The following is a 16,039-nucleotide window of genomic DNA, read 5'->3' as shown; positions in this document are numbered from 1 at the left end:
GCCATGCTTTTGATGATCGATAACTACGACTCCTTTACCTACAACGTGGTGCAGTACCTGGGCGAGCTGGGTGCCGATGTCCATGTGATCCGCAATGACGAACTGTCTATTGCCGAGATCGAGGCGTTGCAGCCCGAACGTATCGTCGTGTCCCCCGGCCCCTGCACGCCGAGCGATGCGGGGGTGTCCATCGAGGCCATCCTGCACTTTGCCGGCAAGCTGCCGATTCTCGGCGTGTGCCTGGGCCACCAGAGCATCGGCCAGGCCTTTGGCGGCGACGTGGTGCGCGCGCGCCAGGTCATGCACGGCAAGACCAGTCCGGTGTTCCACCATGACCTGGGCGTGTTCGCCGGCCTGAACAACCCGCTGACCGTGACCCGCTACCATTCCCTGGTGGTCAAGCGCGAAACCCTGCCGGACTGCCTGGAAATCACCGCCTGGACCCAGCATGAGGACGGCTCGGTGGATGAAATCATGGGCCTACGCCACAAGACCCTGCATATCGAGGGCGTGCAGTTCCACCCTGAGTCGATCCTCACCGAACAGGGCCATGAGCTGTTCGCCAACTTCCTCAAGCAACAAGGAGGCCTGCGTCCATGAATATCAAGGAAGCCCTTAATCGGGTGGTCAGCCAGCTGGATCTGAACACCGCCGAGATGCAGGACGTGATGCGCGAGATCATGACCGGCCAGTGCACCGACGCGCAGATCGGCGCTTTTCTCATGGGCCTGCGCATGAAGAGCGAGACCATCGACGAGATCGTCGGCGCCGCGCAGATCATGCGTGAGCTGGCCGCGCCGGTGCGCATCAATGCCAGCCATCTGGTGGACACCTGCGGCACCGGCGGCGATGGCATGAATATCTTCAACGTCTCCACCGCTGCCGCCTTTGTGGTGGCTGCCGCCGGAGGTCAGGTGGCCAAGCATGGCAACCGCGCGGTTTCCGGCAAGAGCGGCAGCGCCGACCTGCTGGAGGCCGCCGGGGTCTACCTCAATCTGGCGCCCGAGCAGGTGGCGCGCTGCGTCGAGTCGGTGGGCGTCGGCTTTATGTTCGCCCCGGCCCACCATGGCGCCATGAAATACGCCATCGGCCCGCGCCGCGAGCTGGGCCTGCGCACCATTTTCAATATGCTCGGCCCCATGACCAATCCGGCTGGGGTCAAGCATCAGGTCCTCGGTGTGTTCAGCAAGGCGCTGTGCCGGCCCCTGGCCGAGGTGCTGCAGCGCCTGGGCAGCGAGCATGTGCTGGTGGTGCATGCCCAGGACGGCCTGGACGAGATCAGCCTGGCTGCGCCGACCTTCGTCGCCGAGTTGAAGGATGGAGTGGTCAGCGAATACGTGATCCAGCCGGAAGATTTCGGCATTAAGAGCCAGAGCCTGATCGGCCTGACCGTGGACGATGCCGCCCAGTCCCTGGCGCTGATCCGCGATGCCCTGACCAAGCGCAGCAGCGAGCAGGGGCAGAAGGCCGCCGACATGATCGCTTTGAATGCCGGTGCGGCCATTTACGCCGCCGACCTGGCTGCTACCCTCAGGGAGGGCGTGCAGCGCGCCCACGATGCCCTGCATACGGGCCTGGCCTGGGAGAAATTGCAGGAGCTGGTGTCCTTTACCGCCGTCTACAAGCAGGAGAATGCCGGGTGAGCGTGCCAACAGTTCTGGAAAAAATCGTCGCCCGCAAGGTCGAGGAAGTCGCCCAGCGCAAGCTGATCGCCAGCCTCGCCGAGGTCGAGCAACTGGCCCGCAGCGCCGATGCCCCCCGCGGCTTCGCTCGCGCCCTGCTGGAGCAGGCCAAGCGCAAGCAGCCAGCGGTGATCGCCGAGATCAAGAAGGCTTCGCCGAGCAAGGGCGTGCTGCGCGAGGACTTTCGCCCAGCCGATATCGCCCAGAGCTACCAGGCCGGCGGCGCCACCTGCCTGTCGGTGCTGACCGATGTGGATTTCTTCCAGGGCAGTGATCAGTACCTGCGCGAAGCCCGGGCCGCCTGCGGCCTGCCGGTGATCCGCAAGGATTTTATGATCGACCCCTACCAGATTGTCGAAGCCCGCGCCCTGGGCGCCGACTGCGTACTGCTGATCGTTTCCTGCCTGGAAGATGCGCAGATGGCCGAACTGGCCGCCACCGCCAAGGCCTTCGATCTGGATGTGCTGGTGGAAGTGCACGACGGTGACGAACTGGAGCGCGCGCTGAAAACCCTGGACACGCCGCTGGTGGGGATCAATAACCGCAACCTGCATAGCTTCGAGGTGTCCCTGGAAACCACCCTGGACCTGTTGCCGCGCATTCCCCGGGACCGTCTGGTGGTGACCGAGAGCGGCATTCTCAACCGCGCCGACGTCGAGCTGATGGAAATCAGCGAGGTTTATGCCTTTCTGGTGGGCGAAGCCTTTATGCGTGCGGAAAACCCGGGTGCGGAACTGGAACGCCTGTTCTTCCCCGAGCGCAGGCGAGTGATCAGTACCCCGGATGTGGAGTGATCCACCCAGACAAAAAAGCCGACCTTAGCGTCGGCTTTTTTTGTCTCTGGCGCTGCTGGCTAGCGCGTGCCAAACACCACCATGGTCTTGCCTTTGACATGCACCAGCCCCTGTTCCTCCAGGGCCTTGAGCACGCGGCCGACCATCTCCCGGGAGCAGCCGACGATGCGGCCGATTTCCTGGCGGGTGATCTTGATCTGCATGCCGTCGGGGTGAGTCATGGCATCGGGTTGCTTGCACAGATCGAGCAGCGTGCGGGCGACGCGACCAGTGACGTCGAGGAAGGCCAGGTCGCCCACCTTGCGCGTGGTATTGCGCAGACGATCGGCCATCTGGCTGCCAATGGCGTAGAGGATTTCCGGGTCCTGCTGGGTCAGCTCGCGGAACTTGGCATAGCTCAGTTCCGCCACTTCGCACTCGGTCTTGGCCCGTACCCAGGCGCTGCGCTCCTGCTCGTGGCCTTCCTTGTCGAACAGACCCATCTCGCCGAAAAAGTCGCCGGCATTGAGGTAGGCGATGATCATTTCCCGGCCATCATCGTCTTCGATCAGGATGGTGACCGAACCCTTGACGATAAAGAACAGGGTCTCGCAGCGATCGCCGGCATAGATGATGGTGCTTTTGGCGGTGTAGCGGCGGCGGTGGCAATGCGCGAGGAGTTTGTCGAGATTTTTTATTTTAGGTGTGAGGGTAATAGCAACCATGCCCGAATCCCGAATCTATAAAGGTGAGCCGTTGTGCGGCTGAGTTCTAATAATAGTTATCCGTACAAGTGTGCCAGCATTCCGGCGCCAGCTTAACAAAGCCTCCATGGCGAGGTCCTGTTTTGCGACCTGGCTAACACTCAGCAGGGAACTTTGCCGCCCGGACAGATTCTCGGCGAGTAAAAGTGCTGTGCTAAGCTGCCTCCCTTTTTAACAGCGGAGCCTGAGTAATGAAAGCGCGCATTCAGTGGGCCGGTGAAGCCCTGTTTATCGGTGAGTCAGGCAGTGGCCACGCCGTGGTGATGGATGGTCCGCCCGAAGCCGGTGGCCGCAACTTGGGTGTGCGCCCCATGGAGATGGTGCTGCTCGGCCTGGGTGGCTGCAGCAACTTCGATGTGGTCAGCATTCTGAAGAAGTCCCGTCAGGCAGTGGAAAGCTGTGAGGCTTTCCTCGAAGCCGAGCGCGCCAGCGAAGAGCCCAAGGTGTTCACCAAGATTCACCTGCATTTCGTGGTCAAGGGCCGTGGCCTGAAAGAGGCTCAGGTCAAGCGTGCGGTGGAGCTGTCGGCGGAGAAGTACTGCTCGGCTTCGATCATGCTTGGCCGTGGTGGCGTGGAAATTACCCATGACTACGAGATAGTCGAGTTGGGTTGAAGGTCGCAGGCGGTTGATTAGAACGCAGAGGGCGCCCCAGGGGCGCCCTCTTGGTTTTTGTGCGGTGTTTAGATGCGGTAAGTACTCTTGGTCATCACCTTGGACAAGAGGCTCATGCCGAACTTGATCGGTGCCGGGAAGCGCAGGCCGCCGGCCTCCAGGGCGCTGGTGGCGTGCTGTTCCTCATCCACGCGCATCTGTTCGAGGATGGCGCGGGACTTGCGATCCGCCTCGGGGATCTGCTGCAGGTGTTCATCCAGGTGCTTGACCACCTGATCCTCGGTGGCGGCGACAAAACCCAGGCTGACCTTGTCGCTGATCAGCCCGGCCGCCGCGCCGACGCCGAAGGACAGGCCATAGAACAGTGGGTTGAGCAGGCTCGGTTGGCTGCCCAGCTGGCGAATGCGTTGCTCGCACCAGGCCAGGTGATCGATTTCCTCATCGGCGGCATGCTCCATGGCCTTGCGCACCTGGGGCAGCTTGGCAGTCAGGGCCTGGCCCTGATAGAGCGCCTGGGCACATACCTCGCCGGTATGGTTGATGCGCATCAGCCCGGCCACATGCTGGGCCTGCAGCGGGTCCAGTTCCGCCTCTGGCTCGACGATGGCGGGGGATGGGCGGCCCGGTTGGCCGCTAAAGGGCAGCAGGGTGCGCAGTGCGGCATCGGCCTGCAGCAGGACGCGATCAAGCGGTGAGAAGTGACGTTCGCTGGCCATGGGGACCTCCGGCGCGGAAAACCTGTGCAGTTTACTGCAAACTGCTGGGCAAGGTTTGATCAGGATCAGGGCGCATGGCGGCTCTGGTGGCCCGGATCAACCTGGCGGCCAGTGCATCTGGCGCTGACCCAGCACATGCATATGGATGTGATGCACGGTCTGTCCGCCCAGGTCATTGCAGTTCATCACCACCCTGAATCCCTCCGCGCAGCCCTGCTCGTTGGCCAGGCGCTGGGCGGTAAAGAGAATATGCCCGGCCAGGAGCTTGTCTGCCTCGCCCAGGTCATTGAGGGTGCTGATGTGTTGCTTGGGGATCACCAGAAAATGCACCGGGGCCTGCGGCCCGATATCGTGGAAGGCGATAACCTGGTCATCTTCATACAGCTTGCGCGCGGGGATGTCTCCGGCGACGATCTTGCAGAACAGACAGTCCATGGAAGCCTCCTGGCCTGGTGGAAGTGACTCAAGTCTAGAGGACAGGGAGCCTGCGTGAAAAACGATATTCATGACCTGGGGTTGGTGCTCGACTCCAAGATCAAGCTGATTCTGATCGAGTCCTGGGACGAGGCGCGGGTGCTGGAAACCCTGACCGGGCTGGCGATTCGCCGTGGTGTCGGCCTGCAGGTCTGGTCCGCGACCGAAGGCCTGCGGCGCCTGAGTTTTGTCGACGGTCAGGCCGACAGCAGCACCCAGGAGCCGGAAGCAGCGCTCAAGCTGATCAAGGCCGATCCGCAGCCGACCCTCTATGTGCTGTGCGATCTGCACCCCTATCTGACCGATAACCCCAGGCTGGTGCGTCTGCTCAAGGAGATCGCCATGGCCGAGGCGGTCGACAAGCCGACGCTGATCCTGGTGTCCCATGCCCTCGACCTGCCGTCTGAGGTGCAGCGCTATGCCGCGCGCTTCAGCCTGGCGCTGCCATCCGAGGAGGAGTTGCTGTCCATCGTCCGGGACGAGGCCGCGGCCTGGAGTACACGCAACCGCAACGCCCGGGTACGCACCGATAACCGCACCCTGCAGCAGGTGGTGCAGAACCTGCGCGGCCTCAGTCATGGCGAGGCGCGGGCCCTGGCGCGCAATGTGATCTGCGACGACGGCGCCATTACTCAGGAAGATATCCCCGAGCTGAACAAGACCAAGTTCCAGTTGCTCAACCTCGATGGCGTGCTCAGCTTCGAGTACGACACCGCGCGCTTCGCCGATGTCGGTGGTCTGCACAACCTCAAGCGCTGGCTGGGCGAGCGCCAGGCGGTGTTTCTCGAAGGCAAGGCTGCCGATATGCCCAAGGGCGTGCTGTTGGTGGGGGTGCAGGGCGGTGGCAAGAGTCTGGCGGCCAAAGCTGTGGCCGGGCTCTGGGGTTTGCCTCTGCTGCGCCTGGACTTTGCCAGCCTGTACAACAAGTTCTTCGGCGAAACCGAGCGCAATCTGCGCGAGGCCCTCAAGCTGGCCGAACAGATGGGGCCCTGCGTGCTGTGGATGGATGAGGTCGAGAAGGGGCTGGCCACCGGTGATAACGACGGTGGCGTGAGCCAGCGGGTGCTGGGTACCTTGCTGACCTGGATGGCCGAGCGTCAGACTCCGGTGTTTATGGTGGCCACCGCCAACGTGATCGCGCGGCTGCCGCCGGAGCTGGTGCGCAAGGGCCGCTTCGATGAGTTGTTCTTTGTCGACCTGCCGGATGCCGGCGTGCGCGCCGAGATCTTCCGCATTCATCTGACTCGCCGCGAGCTGCCGCCGGAGCGCTTCGACCTGGCTCAGCTGGCGGCGGCCTGCGCAGGCTTTTCAGGCGCTGAGATTGAGCAGGTGGTGGTCAGCGCCCTGTATGCCGCCCAGGCCCAGCAGCAGGCTGTGGATCAGACCATGCTGTTGCGCGGCATCCAGAGCACTTCGCCGCTGTCCGTGGTTATGGCTGAAGACTTGGACGCCCTGCGTGCCTGGGCCGCAGGGCGCACGGTGAGCGCCGGTTAGTGCGCGCCGGACAGTCCTAGCAATGCCGGCAAGGCAATGGCGGCCACGATTGCGGCTATGATGACTCCCAGCCAGAGCCAGGCCAGCACCTTCACCGCCATGCTGTTTGGCGGTGGTGGCGGGCCGTAGCGGTTGGTATCCGTGCTGCCGGGGATGATAAACAGCAGCAGGGAGAACACCCCGCCCACCACCGGTACCAGGGTCAGCAACAGCAGCCAGCCACTCCAGCCAATATCGTGCAGGCGCTGCACTCCGAACATGATGCCGACCACCATAACGCCAATGCCCAGCGCAGCCATCAGAATGCCGCCGAGCAGCTCTGATACAGCCATTAGGCCAGCGGCGATGCCGAACAATGGCAGGCAAGCCAGCACCAGTACCATGGACCAGGCCAGATAGCGCAGGCGGCCAATGCGGCCCTGGATGCCGAAGGGTTTTAGCTCACCGAACTCCGGCAAACTTTCCGCCACGCTGGTTTTGGGCGTGCTGTAGGGGTTGGCAGCCTGTTCGGGTTGGGTGTTGGGAGTGGCGGCGCTTGTAGCGAGTTGTGCCTGACGAGCGAGGTACTTTTCGATCACGATACCGCAGGCCGAGCAGGCAACGGCCGTTGCCTGCTCATGGCCGCACTTGGGGCAGGTCATCGTGCTGGGTTCTGCCGTGGTTGTGCTTTCCTGTGTCTCGTCCGGGTGGTCGTCCGTTGCTACCAGGCTCAGGCTGGCCGCCAGGTCCTGTTCCTTGCGGACCTTGGCCCCGGCTCGTTGCAGGGCGCTGAGATAATGATCGGCCTCCGTTTCGCTGAGGTTGCGCTTGATTTCGATGGGGCTGCCGCTGAAAAGTGCCTCGATCTTCGCCATATCGCTTTTGAACAGGCGCGCCAGATTGTCCTTAGTCGTCTCAAGACCTACATCAGGCATCAGTTCGCCACTAAAGACAATCTTGAAGCGAGGCTGGCTCATATCGGTTTCCTTGTCCTGAGGGCGGCGACAGTGGCTACAGACTAGCTGCCGCGCCGCGCTGTAAACAAGCGGGCGGCGGGCAAAGATCGCGCTGCTTCACATTCTGCCGTCAGCCAGGCCAGCGCTGCTGCAGCGCGCCAACCTGGGTCAGCGCCGCACGGTATTCCTGATCCAGGCGCGCCACCAGTTCAGCGACGCTGGGCAGATCATTGATCACGCCGACGCCTTGGCCTGCGGACCACACGGTTTTCCAGGCTTTGGCTTCTTCATCCATTGGCTTGAGCTTTTCGCCGTAATTGATTTCGCCCTTGTTCTGTAATTGCTTAAGGTCGTAGCCCGCCTGCTCCAGGCTCTGGCGCATAAAACTGGCCGGCACCCCGGAGACTGCAGGCGTGTGGATGATATCGGCGGCACGGGCCTCCAGTAGCATCTGCTTGTAGGCCTCTGATGCGGCATTTTCCTGGGTTGCGATCAGGCGCGTGCCCATATAGGCCAGATCCGCCCCCAGCAACTGGGCGGCCAGCACCTCATGACCGCGGTTCAGGCAGCCGGCCAGTAGCAGGGTCTTGTCGAAGAACTGACGGATTTCGGCCAGCAGGGCGAAGGGACTCCAGGTGCCGGCATGGCCACCTGCTCCGGCCGCTACTGCGATCAGGCCATCGACCCCGGCCTCTGCCGCCTTCTCGGCGTGGCGACGGGTGGTGACATCATGGAACACCAGGCCGCCGTAGCTGTGTACCGCATCCACCACGTCCTTGACCGCTCCCAGACTGGTGATCACCAGTGGTACCCGGTGCTCCACGCAGAGTGCCAGGTCGGCCTGCAGGCGCGGGTTGCTGCCGTGTACGATCAGATTGACCGCATAGGGCGCGCATTGATCATCCAGGCCCGCCTCAATTTCTTCCAGCCAGGCCTTGAAACCGCTGCTTTCGCGCTGATTGAGAGCGGGGAAGCTGCCGACTATGCCGCTGCGGCAGCAAGCGAGGACAAGCGCCGGGTTTGACACCAGAAACATCGGAGCGGCAACCACTGGCAGGCGTAGACGTTGGGCGAGCAGGTCAGGCAAAGACATAGGCAATCCTCTTGTCGAGTAAGGTCAGAAGGGACGAACCACAACCAGGATGACGATTCCTAGCAGGGCCAGTACCGGGGCTTCGTTGAACCAGCGGTAGAACACATGCCCGCGACGGTTTTCGCCGCGGGCGAAGGCTTTGAGTTGGGCGCCGCAGACAAACTGATAGGCGATCAGCAGCAGCACCAGAGTTAGCTTGACGTGCATCCAGCCCTGGCTGAAGTAATAGCTGGGGTTGAGGCTGATCAGCCATAGGCCAAGCACTGCAGTTGCGATCAGTGAGGGCCACATAATGCCGCGGTATAGCTTGCGCTCCATGATGCAGAAACGTTCGCGGCTGACCTCGTCCGTGCTCATGGCGTGGTAGACAAACAGTCGCGGCAAGTAGAACAGGCCGGCGAACCAGCAGACCATAGCGATGATGTGCAGGGCCTTGAGCCACAGATAGAGCATGTTGGGCACTCGTTGGTGGAAATTGCCCCGATAGTAGAGGCCAGGGCCCCGTCCGTCACCACTGGCGGTTGGCCCCTGGCCGAAGCGGCTTTATCATCGGCAGCTTTCCAATGCGTTGCAGACAAAGGGGCAAGTGATGATCAAGGTCGGAATCGTCGGCGGCACAGGCTACACCGGTGTCGAACTGTTGCGTCTGCTGGCGCAGCATCCCCAGGCCCAGGTCGAGGTGATCACTTCGCGCTCAGAGGCGGGCCTGCGTGTCGATGAGCTGTATCCAAACCTGCGCGGTCATTACGATGGCCTGGCCTTCAGTGTGCCGGATGTGGCGACTCTGGGCGCCTGCGATGTGGTGTTCTTTGCCACGCCTCATGGCGTTGCCCATGCCCTGGCGGGCGAGCTGCTGGCTGCGGGGACCAAGGTCATCGATCTGTCCGCTGACTTCCGCCTGCAAGACGCCGAGGAGTGGGGGCAGTGGTATGGTCAGCCCCATGGCGCGCCCGAGTTGCTGCCTGAGGCGGTGTACGGTTTGCCTGAAGTCAACCGTGAAACGATCAAGCAGGCACGTTTGATTGCCGTGCCGGGTTGCTATCCGACTGCCACCCAGCTGGGCTTTCTTCCGTTATTGGAGTCCGGTCTGGCCGATGCGACGAGTCTGATTGCCGATTGCAAGTCTGGGGTCAGCGGCGCCGGCCGTGGCGCCAGCGTCGGCTCGCTATTCAGCGAGGCTGGCGAGAGCATGAAGGCCTACGGCGTCAAGGGCCACCGTCATCTGCCAGAGATCCGCCAGGGCCTGCGGCGCGCTACCGGTGGTGAGGTAGGGCTGACCTTCGTGCCTCATCTGACCCCGATGATTCGCGGCATTCATGCCACCCTTTATGCCCGCGTGGTGGATCGCTCGGTTGATCTGCAGGCGCTGTTCGAGAAGCGTTATGCCGATGAGCCTTTTGTCGATGTGATGCCCGCTGGCAGCCATCCGGAAACCCGCAGCGTGCGCGGCGCCAATGTCTGCCGGATTGCCGTGCACCGGCCGCAGGATGGTGATTTGGTGGTGGTGTTGTCGGTTATCGATAATCTGGTCAAGGGCGCTTCCGGTCAGGCCGTGCAGAACATGAATATCCTCTTCGGCTTGGATGAGCGCTTTGGCTTGTCCCACGCGGCACTGTTGCCCTGATGGGCGGCTGGGAGGTTCGCCCGGCTGATCCGGGGCGTATTCGGCGCCAGGTGTTTGCCTGGCTGTTGGTGCTGGCGGCTATTCCCCTGGCTTTTTATGCCGGGTGCTATTGGCAGGCGTACAGTGTTGCCCAGCAGGGGCAGGAATCGCCTGCGGAGTCGGCTCGGGTCGTCGAGCTAGAAGGGCAGTTGGAGCGTCTGCGTCAGCGCCTGGCGGTGCTCAGCAGTGGTGAGAAGGTCAGTCAGCAGGCCAATGAGCAGAGCCGTCTGACCATCAAGCTGCTGGAAGAACAGATATACAAGCAGCAGCAGGACCTGGCCTTTTATAAGGGCGTGCTGGCGCCTGCCAGTCGCCGCGAAGGCCTGCGTGTGCGCACCTTTGAGGTGCAGGCCACGGACAGAAGCGGAGTTTTCCGCTACAAGATACTCCTTAGCCGTGTGGGCAAGGGTGATGCTCAGCTGGAAGGGCAGTTGCAGGTAACCCTAGCTGGGCAGCAGGGTGAAGAAGAGCAAACGCTGGAACTGGCGCCTTTGACCCAGGGTTTAGCGGATGCCTTGAGTGAGCAGTCGATCCCTTTCGCTTTCAAGCATTTTCAGGCGATTCCCGAGGCTGGGCGCTTTGCCGAGCTGCAATTGCCCGAAGGTTTTGTTCCGCGCGAGATCAGGGTGCGCGCCGATGTGGAGGGAGAAAAGCCCATCTTGCGCACGTTCAAATGGAACAACGAGGAGTAAGTCGTCCCTATGTGGAATAAAGACAAAAGCAAAGCTGATCTGCAGCGCTTCAGCGGCAAGACCAGCCTGGTTGCGGTAGGCGCCGAGCTGCAGGGTAATCTGCGCTTTCAGGGCGCCGTACAGGTTGACGGCAAGGTCAGTGGCAACTTGCTGACCACTGAAGGCATGGTCCGTGTCAGTGCCCAGGGGCAGGTTGAAGGCGAAATTCGTGCCCCCCATATTGTCATCGACGGCGAGGTGATCGGCGATGTACATGCCAGTGTTCATCTGGAACTGGGTGCTCGCGCACGGGTGCGTGGCAATCTCTATTACGGGTTGATGGAGATGGCCATGGGGGCGCAGATAGAAGGCCGTCTCTGTCATTTGCAGGATGAGCCGCGTCCATTGGAGCTGCCCGAGAGTCTTGATCCGGCAGAATAGTTGACCGCTTTTCTCGGGTAAGCGGATAATGCCTGCCATTACGCAGTATGGCGTCTAGCGCCGGGAGTAACTCAATGAGCGTCGAAACCTTCACCCCTACAGCCCTGATTTTCACTCAGGGCGCTGCGAGCAAGGTGAAGAGCCTGGTCGAAGAAGAAGGCAATCCGCGCCTTAAACTCCGTGTCTTTGTGACCGGAGGCGGTTGTTCTGGTTTTCAGTATGGCTTCACTTTCGATGAGGAAGTGGCCGAGGACGACACCCTGGTCGAGCGCGAAGGCGTCAGCCTGGTGGTCGACCCGATGAGTTTCCAGTATCTGGCGGGTGCCGAGGTGGATTATCAGGAAGGTCTGGAAGGTTCTCGCTTCGTGATCAAAAACCCCAATGCCACGACCACCTGTGGCTGTGGTTCGTCTTTCTCGATCTGAATGCTGGTGCCGAACTCAACGCCGCGCGATTTGCGCGGCGTTTTTGTTTATGGGTCAGGCGGGATAGATGGCGCCCAGCACCCGCAGACCCTTGGCGCCTGTGACGCTGGGGCGGTTGCCGGGGATGCCTTCCAGGCAGCAGTGGGCCAGCCAGGCGAAGGCCATGGCTTCGACCCAGTCGGCGGGGACTCCGTGGGCATCGGTGCTGCTGACCTGGGCGTTGGGCAGAAGCGCCGCCAGGCGTCGCATCAGCTGCAGATTGTGCGCGCCGCCACCGCAAACCAGCAGCTCTTGAGTGTCGGTCTGGGCGCGGTGCAGGGCGTCGATGCAGCTCTGCGCCGTCAATTCCAGCAGGCTGGCCTGAACATCGGCTGGCGCATAGGAGGGCTGCTGGCTTAGGCATTGATCCAGCCAGTCCAGATTGAACAGCTCTCGCCCGGTGCTCTTGGGGCCCTCTGTCTGGAAGAAAGAGGTGTTCAACATCGCCTGCAGCAGGTCTGCTTGCACCTGGCCACTGGCGGCCCACTGACCTTCTTTATCGTAATTCAGTCCCTGATAACGCTGAATCCACGCGTCCATCAGCGCATTGCCTGGGCCGCAGTCGAAGCCTTGCACGGGCTGGCCTGGGGTTAGCAGGCTGAGGTTGCTGAAGCCGCCGATATTCAGAACGGCGCGAGGCTGCGCGGGATTGGCGAACAATGCGTCATGGAAAGCCGGTACCAGTGGAGCTCCCTGGCCGCCGGCGGCCAGATCACGGCGGCGAAAGTCTCCTACCACACTGATTCCGGTTAGCTCGGCGAGTAGGGCGGGGTTACCGATCTGGATGCTGAAGCCGCGTGTTGGTTCATGGCGAACCGTTTGGCCGTGGCTGCCGATGGCGCGAATGGCGCTGGCCGCCAGGCCCTGCGCGCTCAGCAAGGCCTGGATGCCGCTGGCCGCCAGGGCGACCCAGTGCTGTTCGGCGATGGCTGCGCGGGCCAGTTCGTCCGGGCCGGGGCTACACAGTGATAACAGCTCACTGCGCAGGGTGCCTGGCATGGGTAGGAAGTGGGTGGCGACCAGAGTGCAGTGCTCAGCCTGGTCGATCAGGGCGATGTCCAGACCATCCAGGCTGGTTCCGGACATAAGGCCCAAATAGAGGGGCATGGGCTTAGCGCTGATTAAGGGCGAGCAAAGTGGAGCGTTCTTTGTCCATCTGCGCCATCAATGGCTTGCTCAGTTGCATAAAGCGGGCTTTTTCAGCGCTGGCAATGGGGTCCGCCATCGGCAGCTTCTGGCTGAGCGGATCGACATGCACACCATTGACCTGGAACTCATAGTGCAGGTGCGGCCCGGTCGACAGCCCTGTAGTGCCGATATAGCCAATGATCTGCCCTTGCTTGACGTTGGCGCCGTTACGGATGCCCTTGGCAAAGCCCTGCATATGGGCATAAAGCGTTCGGTAGCGCTGGCCATGTTGGATGATAACGGTGTTGCCATAGCCGCCATGGCGTCCCGCCAGGCTGATGCGGCCATCACCTGCAGCCTTGATAGGCGTGCCACGAGGTGCTGCATAGTCCACGCCTTTATGAGCGCGGATCTTGTTCAGGATGGGGTGCTTGCGGCCAGTGGAAAAACGCGAGCTGATCCGGGCAAAATCCACCGGGGTGCGGATAAAGGCCTTGCGCATGCTTTCGCCATTGGCGTTGTAGTAACTGGTGCTGCCCTGCTTGTTGGTGTAGCGCACGGCGGTGTAGGTCTTTCCTCGGTTGGTGAATCGGGCAGAAAGAATATCGCCGGTGCCGACCTGCTTGCCCTCTACCACTTTCTTCTCATAGATCAGTTCAAACTCGTCTCCTTCGCGAATATCCATGGCGAAGTCGATGTCATAACCAAAGATATTGGCCAGATCCATGGTCAGGCCGTGACTCAGGCCGGCGCGTTTCGCTGAGAGGAACAGCGAGCTGCGGATCGTGCCGTGGGTGTAGGCTTGCTGCACCTCTGGTGTTACCAGTTCACGCTTGAAGTCAAAGCCGCTATCAGTTCTGGTCAGGGCCAGGCTTTCCAGGTCGCTGAGCCGGGTATGCAGGCCCTGCAGTTGACCGTTTTCGTCCAGTTCAAAGTTAAGGGTTTGGCCTACCTTGAGGCGGGTCAGCTGCTTGGCTTCTTTGCTGCTGCCCAATACCTCGTGCAGGGTCGTGGCGGAAAGCCCGATTTTGCTGAAAAGAGTCGAAAGGGTGTCGCCGCTGGCGACGGTTAGGCTGTGTAGCTGCTGCCCACCGCTGGCATCTTCGTGCGAGGACGCCTGAGCTGTGGAAGGTTTGTCAGTTTGGGCGAACGGCGAATTGGGGCGTTGCTCGGCTGTATGTGGCTCTTTGGCGGCGTCGGACTCAAGCGCAAGGACTTCAGTCGTGCCGTCTAGGTCAAGGTCAATATAGGTCTTCTGGGCTTCTACTTCGCGGGTAGGAAAAATCAACAGGGCCAGGCTGAGGAGGGCGGCGACCCCGCTGGCGGCCAGGATATGGCCTTTGGGGTAGAGAGGTGGCGCTTTAGCTGGAGAGGTCATAGGCGTCTTTTGGCTTTGAAAATGAATGAAAATAGATAAACAAAATGATGAATATGCACTAACTGTATAAAATATAACCAAAATGAGTCGTAGGCAACCCTGCTTGTCGCGAGACGGTCTTGAGCTGGCCTCAGCATGGTCAAGAACTTGTGCTTTGTCTGCGATCTTGTATGGTTGGTTCCCTTTGGTTTTCGAGTGGTCGTGAGTGCTGTCATGAAGTCGGTTGAAGAGCAGTTGGCGCTAATCAAGCGCGGCGCAGAAGAGGTTCTGGTTGAGGCTGAGCTGGTCGAAAAGCTCAAGCGGGGTCAGCCGCTACGGATCAAGGCAGGCTTCGATCCGACCGCGCCGGATCTTCACCTTGGTCATACCGTGCTTATTAATAAGCTGCGCCAGTTCCAGGAGTTGGGGCATCAGGTGATTTTCCTGATCGGCGACTTCACAGGAATGATTGGCGACCCGAGTGGTAAGAGTGCTACCCGTCCACCTCTCACTCGTGAGCAGGTGCTGGAGAATGCCGAGACCTATAAAACTCAGGTCTTCAAGATTCTCGATCCGGCCAAGACTGAGGTGGCCTTCAATTCCACCTGGATGGATCAGATGGGGCCTGCAGACTTTATCCGTCTGACCTCGCAATACACCGTTGCCCGCATGCTTGAGCGCGATGACTTCAGTAAACGTTATTCGACCAATCAGCCAATCGCCATTCATGAGTTCCTTTATCCGCTGGTGCAGGGCTATGACTCGGTCGCCTTGCGCGCGGATGTCGAACTGGGCGGTACCGACCAGAAGTTCAACCTGTTGATGGGGCGCGAGCTGCAGCGTGCCTACGGCCAGTCCTCGCAGTGCGTTGTCACAATGCCGCTGCTCGAAGGTCTTGATGGCGTGAAGAAGATGTCCAAGTCCTTGGGCAACTACATAGGTATCCAGGAAGCGCCGGGGGTCATGTACAACAAGCTGGTCTCAATGCCGGATGCCTTGATGTGGCGTTACTTCGAATTGCTCAGCTTCCGCTCCATGGGCGAGATCGAGCAATTCAAGCGCGATGTCGAGGCTGGAGCTAATCCGCGTGACATCAAGATCAAGCTGGCTGAGGAGATAGTGGCGCGCTTCCATGGTGAAGAGGCTGCAGCCAGTGCGCACCGTTCTGCTGGTAATCGCATGAAAGATGGCGAGCTGCCGGATGATCTGCCGGAAATTGAGCTGGCTGCGGCGGAGGATATGCCGATTGCTGCGCTGCTGAATAAAGCAGGCTTGGTAAAGAATGCCGCTGTGGCGCGTGATCTCCTGGGCTCGGGTGGCGTGCGCGTGGATGGCGGGGTGGTGGATCGCTCCTTTATATGCAGGCTGGATAGCACCCATGTGTATCAGGCTGGTAAGAAGGCTTTTGCCCGGGTCACCCTGAAGGCCGAATGAAGTTGGCAATAAGCGTTGGTGGGGAGATCCTGCGGCCCATAATGCGTGCCTCTTGCGCTGCAGGAATCCATTTAACTGCTTTTAAAACAATGGTTTAAGTTGAATTGAGGGGTTGCAAAGCAGTGAAGGCTGCGTAGAATGCGCCGGGCTGGCAGGGTGGCGGTTTGATCCTGTTGGTGCTTTGATCGGAAGCGATCAAAGAGGTGGTTGACAGTGGTTTGAAACGCTGTAGAATTCGCCTCCCGCTGACGAGAAGCTAGAAGCAGATCGAAGGCGCAAGTGGTTGAGTAGAAAGGCTTTTCTGAAAAGAATTTTGAAAAACAGCTTGACGGAAAG

The 16,039-nt window shown here is 60.8% G+C and carries 19 protein-coding genes; 10 read left to right on the top strand and 9 right to left on the bottom strand.

Annotated features, from left to right (window positions below; all coding sequences use genetic code 11):
• Positions 1–3: 3 nt before the first annotated feature.
• The 3 genes from GJV18_RS00090 to trpC are packed head-to-tail and all read left to right on the top strand — an operon-like array spanning position 4 to position 2,476.
• Positions 4–600 (top strand): aminodeoxychorismate/anthranilate synthase component II, encoded by a 597-nt coding sequence (locus GJV18_RS00090; protein WP_160342694.1) that lies wholly within the window; start codon positions 4–6, stop codon positions 598–600.
• Complete coding sequence (gene trpD, locus GJV18_RS00085) at positions 597–1,643, top strand: anthranilate phosphoribosyltransferase (protein WP_160342693.1); 1,047 nt, start codon at positions 597–599, stop codon at positions 1,641–1,643. Before GJV18_RS00090 ends, trpD begins: the two co-directional genes overlap by 4 nt.
• Positions 1,640–2,476, top strand: coding sequence for an indole-3-glycerol phosphate synthase TrpC (gene trpC / locus GJV18_RS00080; RefSeq protein ID WP_160342692.1), 837 nt, complete (start codon positions 1,640–1,642; stop codon positions 2,474–2,476). The genes trpD and trpC overlap by 4 nt, the downstream gene beginning before the upstream one ends.
• Before the next feature lie 59 nt (positions 2,477–2,535).
• Here trpC and crp read toward each other — a convergent pair whose 3' ends face one another.
• Positions 2,536–3,180: a cAMP-activated global transcriptional regulator CRP gene (gene crp, locus GJV18_RS00075; RefSeq protein ID WP_160342691.1), complete on the bottom strand. Its 645-nt coding sequence runs from the start codon at positions 3,178–3,180 to the stop codon at positions 2,536–2,538.
• 230 nt (positions 3,181–3,410) lie between these two features.
• Between crp and GJV18_RS00070 the strand changes: the two genes are divergently transcribed.
• On the top strand, positions 3,411–3,833 hold the full coding sequence (locus GJV18_RS00070; protein WP_160342690.1) for an OsmC family protein: 423 nt from the start codon (positions 3,411–3,413) through the stop codon (positions 3,831–3,833).
• Between the two features lie 68 nt (positions 3,834–3,901).
• Here GJV18_RS00070 and coq7 read toward each other — a convergent pair whose 3' ends face one another.
• On the bottom strand, positions 3,902–4,549 hold the full coding sequence (gene coq7 / locus GJV18_RS00065; RefSeq protein ID WP_160342689.1) for a 2-polyprenyl-3-methyl-6-methoxy-1,4-benzoquinone monooxygenase: 648 nt from the start codon (positions 4,547–4,549) through the stop codon (positions 3,902–3,904).
• 96 nt (positions 4,550–4,645) lie between these two features.
• Positions 4,646–4,984, bottom strand: a complete 339-nt coding sequence (locus GJV18_RS00060; protein ID WP_160342688.1) for a histidine triad nucleotide-binding protein — start codon at positions 4,982–4,984, stop codon at positions 4,646–4,648.
• A 54-nt stretch (positions 4,985–5,038) separates the two neighbouring features.
• Here GJV18_RS00060 and GJV18_RS00055 point away from each other — a divergent pair, with 54 nt between their 5' ends.
• Positions 5,039–6,517, top strand: coding sequence for an AAA family ATPase (locus GJV18_RS00055; protein WP_160342687.1), 1,479 nt, complete (start codon positions 5,039–5,041; stop codon positions 6,515–6,517).
• On the opposite strand, the gene GJV18_RS00050 is transcribed toward GJV18_RS00055, so the two are convergent.
• The 3 genes from GJV18_RS00050 to hemJ all read right to left on the bottom strand — a co-directional run bounded on the left by GJV18_RS00050 (position 6,514) and on the right by hemJ (position 8,998).
• Positions 6,514–7,473 (bottom strand): DUF805 domain-containing protein, encoded by a 960-nt coding sequence (locus GJV18_RS00050; RefSeq protein ID WP_160342686.1) that lies wholly within the window; start codon positions 7,471–7,473, stop codon positions 6,514–6,516. The two genes, GJV18_RS00055 and GJV18_RS00050, sit on opposite strands and share 4 nt — an antisense overlap.
• A 109-nt stretch (positions 7,474–7,582) precedes the next feature.
• Positions 7,583–8,545 (bottom strand): NAD(P)H-dependent flavin oxidoreductase, encoded by a 963-nt coding sequence (locus tag GJV18_RS00045; RefSeq protein ID WP_160342685.1) that lies wholly within the window; start codon positions 8,543–8,545, stop codon positions 7,583–7,585.
• A 24-nt stretch (positions 8,546–8,569) separates the two neighbouring features.
• The gene (hemJ, locus tag GJV18_RS00040; protein WP_160342684.1) at positions 8,570–8,998 is read right to left on the bottom strand and encodes a protoporphyrinogen oxidase HemJ; all 429 of its coding nucleotides are present in this window, start codon (positions 8,996–8,998) and stop codon (positions 8,570–8,572) included.
• A gap of 136 nt (positions 8,999–9,134) precedes the next feature.
• Between hemJ and argC the strand changes: the two genes are divergently transcribed.
• The 4 genes from argC (at position 9,135) to erpA (ending at position 11,745) form a co-directional block, all read left to right on the top strand.
• Complete coding sequence (gene argC / locus GJV18_RS00035; protein ID WP_160342683.1) at positions 9,135–10,169, top strand: N-acetyl-gamma-glutamyl-phosphate reductase; 1,035 nt, start codon at positions 9,135–9,137, stop codon at positions 10,167–10,169.
• Positions 10,169–10,900: a DUF6776 family protein gene (locus GJV18_RS00030; RefSeq protein WP_233280055.1), complete on the top strand. Its 732-nt coding sequence runs from the start codon at positions 10,169–10,171 to the stop codon at positions 10,898–10,900. Before argC ends, GJV18_RS00030 begins: the two co-directional genes overlap by 1 nt.
• A 9-nt stretch (positions 10,901–10,909) precedes the next feature.
• Entirely contained in the window at positions 10,910–11,320 is a 411-nt protein-coding gene (locus tag GJV18_RS00025) for a bactofilin family protein (RefSeq protein ID WP_160342682.1), read from the top strand.
• A gap of 74 nt (positions 11,321–11,394) precedes the next feature.
• Complete coding sequence (erpA, locus tag GJV18_RS00020) at positions 11,395–11,745, top strand: iron-sulfur cluster insertion protein ErpA (protein WP_160342681.1); 351 nt, start codon at positions 11,395–11,397, stop codon at positions 11,743–11,745.
• A 54-nt stretch (positions 11,746–11,799) separates the two neighbouring features.
• Here erpA and GJV18_RS00015 read toward each other — a convergent pair whose 3' ends face one another.
• Positions 11,800–12,891, bottom strand: coding sequence for an anhydro-N-acetylmuramic acid kinase (locus GJV18_RS00015; protein ID WP_160342680.1), 1,092 nt, complete (start codon positions 12,889–12,891; stop codon positions 11,800–11,802).
• Between the two features lie 4 nt (positions 12,892–12,895).
• Positions 12,896–14,290 carry a peptidoglycan DD-metalloendopeptidase family protein gene (locus GJV18_RS00010; protein ID WP_160345898.1) on the bottom strand — a complete coding sequence of 465 codons (1,395 nt, stop codon included), beginning with the start codon at positions 14,288–14,290 and terminating at the stop codon, positions 12,896–12,898.
• A 213-nt stretch (positions 14,291–14,503) separates the two neighbouring features.
• Between GJV18_RS00010 and tyrS the strand changes: the two genes are divergently transcribed.
• The gene (gene tyrS, locus GJV18_RS00005; RefSeq protein ID WP_160342679.1) at positions 14,504–15,703 is read left to right on the top strand and encodes a tyrosine--tRNA ligase; all 1,200 of its coding nucleotides are present in this window, start codon (positions 14,504–14,506) and stop codon (positions 15,701–15,703) included.
• Positions 15,704–15,774: 71 nt separating this feature from the next.
• Here tyrS and GJV18_RS18545 read toward each other — a convergent pair.
• Positions 15,775–16,039, bottom strand: a 265-nt coding sequence (locus GJV18_RS18545) for a hypothetical protein (protein WP_218571939.1), incomplete at its 5' end; no start/stop codon positions are given.

The sequence above is a fragment of the Pseudomonas xionganensis genome (assembly GCF_009763245.1).
Taxonomy (GTDB): Bacteria; Pseudomonadota; Gammaproteobacteria; order Pseudomonadales; family Pseudomonadaceae; genus Aquipseudomonas; species Aquipseudomonas xionganensis.
Note: the sequence above shows the minus strand (reverse complement) of the source record. Positions and strands in the feature narration are given on the sequence as shown.

Bases quoted from the DNA above. Each gene is read 5' to 3' on its own strand.
- coq7 (WP_160342689.1), bottom strand. From the start codon at position 4,549: ATGGCCAGCGAACGTCACTTCTCACCGCTTGATCGCGTCCTGCTGCAG.
- GJV18_RS00060 (WP_160342688.1), bottom strand. From the start codon at position 4,984: ATGGACTGTCTGTTCTGCAAGATCGTCGCCGGAGACATCCCCGCGCGC.
- GJV18_RS00015 (WP_160342680.1), bottom strand. From the start codon at position 12,891: ATGCCCCTCTATTTGGGCCTTATGTCCGGAACCAGCCTGGATGGTCTG.
- crp (WP_160342691.1), bottom strand. From the start codon at position 3,180: ATGGTTGCTATTACCCTCACACCTAAAATAAAAAATCTCGACAAACTC.
- GJV18_RS00030 (WP_233280055.1), top strand. From the start codon at position 10,169: ATGGGCGGCTGGGAGGTTCGCCCGGCTGATCCGGGGCGTATTCGGCGC.
- GJV18_RS00090 (WP_160342694.1), top strand. From the start codon at position 4: ATGCTTTTGATGATCGATAACTACGACTCCTTTACCTACAACGTGGTG.
- GJV18_RS00050 (WP_160342686.1), bottom strand. From the start codon at position 7,473: ATGAGCCAGCCTCGCTTCAAGATTGTCTTTAGTGGCGAACTGATGCCT.
- trpD (WP_160342693.1), top strand. From the start codon at position 597: ATGAATATCAAGGAAGCCCTTAATCGGGTGGTCAGCCAGCTGGATCTG.
- argC (WP_160342683.1), top strand. From the start codon at position 9,135: ATGATCAAGGTCGGAATCGTCGGCGGCACAGGCTACACCGGTGTCGAA.
- GJV18_RS00025 (WP_160342682.1), top strand. From the start codon at position 10,910: ATGTGGAATAAAGACAAAAGCAAAGCTGATCTGCAGCGCTTCAGCGGC.
- GJV18_RS00010 (WP_160345898.1), bottom strand. From the start codon at position 14,290: ATGACCTCTCCAGCTAAAGCGCCACCTCTCTACCCCAAAGGCCATATC.
- GJV18_RS00070 (WP_160342690.1), top strand. From the start codon at position 3,411: ATGAAAGCGCGCATTCAGTGGGCCGGTGAAGCCCTGTTTATCGGTGAG.
- hemJ (WP_160342684.1), bottom strand. From the start codon at position 8,998: ATGCTCTATCTGTGGCTCAAGGCCCTGCACATCATCGCTATGGTCTGC.
- GJV18_RS00045 (WP_160342685.1), bottom strand. From the start codon at position 8,545: ATGTCTTTGCCTGACCTGCTCGCCCAACGTCTACGCCTGCCAGTGGTT.
- tyrS (WP_160342679.1), top strand. From the start codon at position 14,504: ATGAAGTCGGTTGAAGAGCAGTTGGCGCTAATCAAGCGCGGCGCAGAA.
- erpA (WP_160342681.1), top strand. From the start codon at position 11,395: ATGAGCGTCGAAACCTTCACCCCTACAGCCCTGATTTTCACTCAGGGC.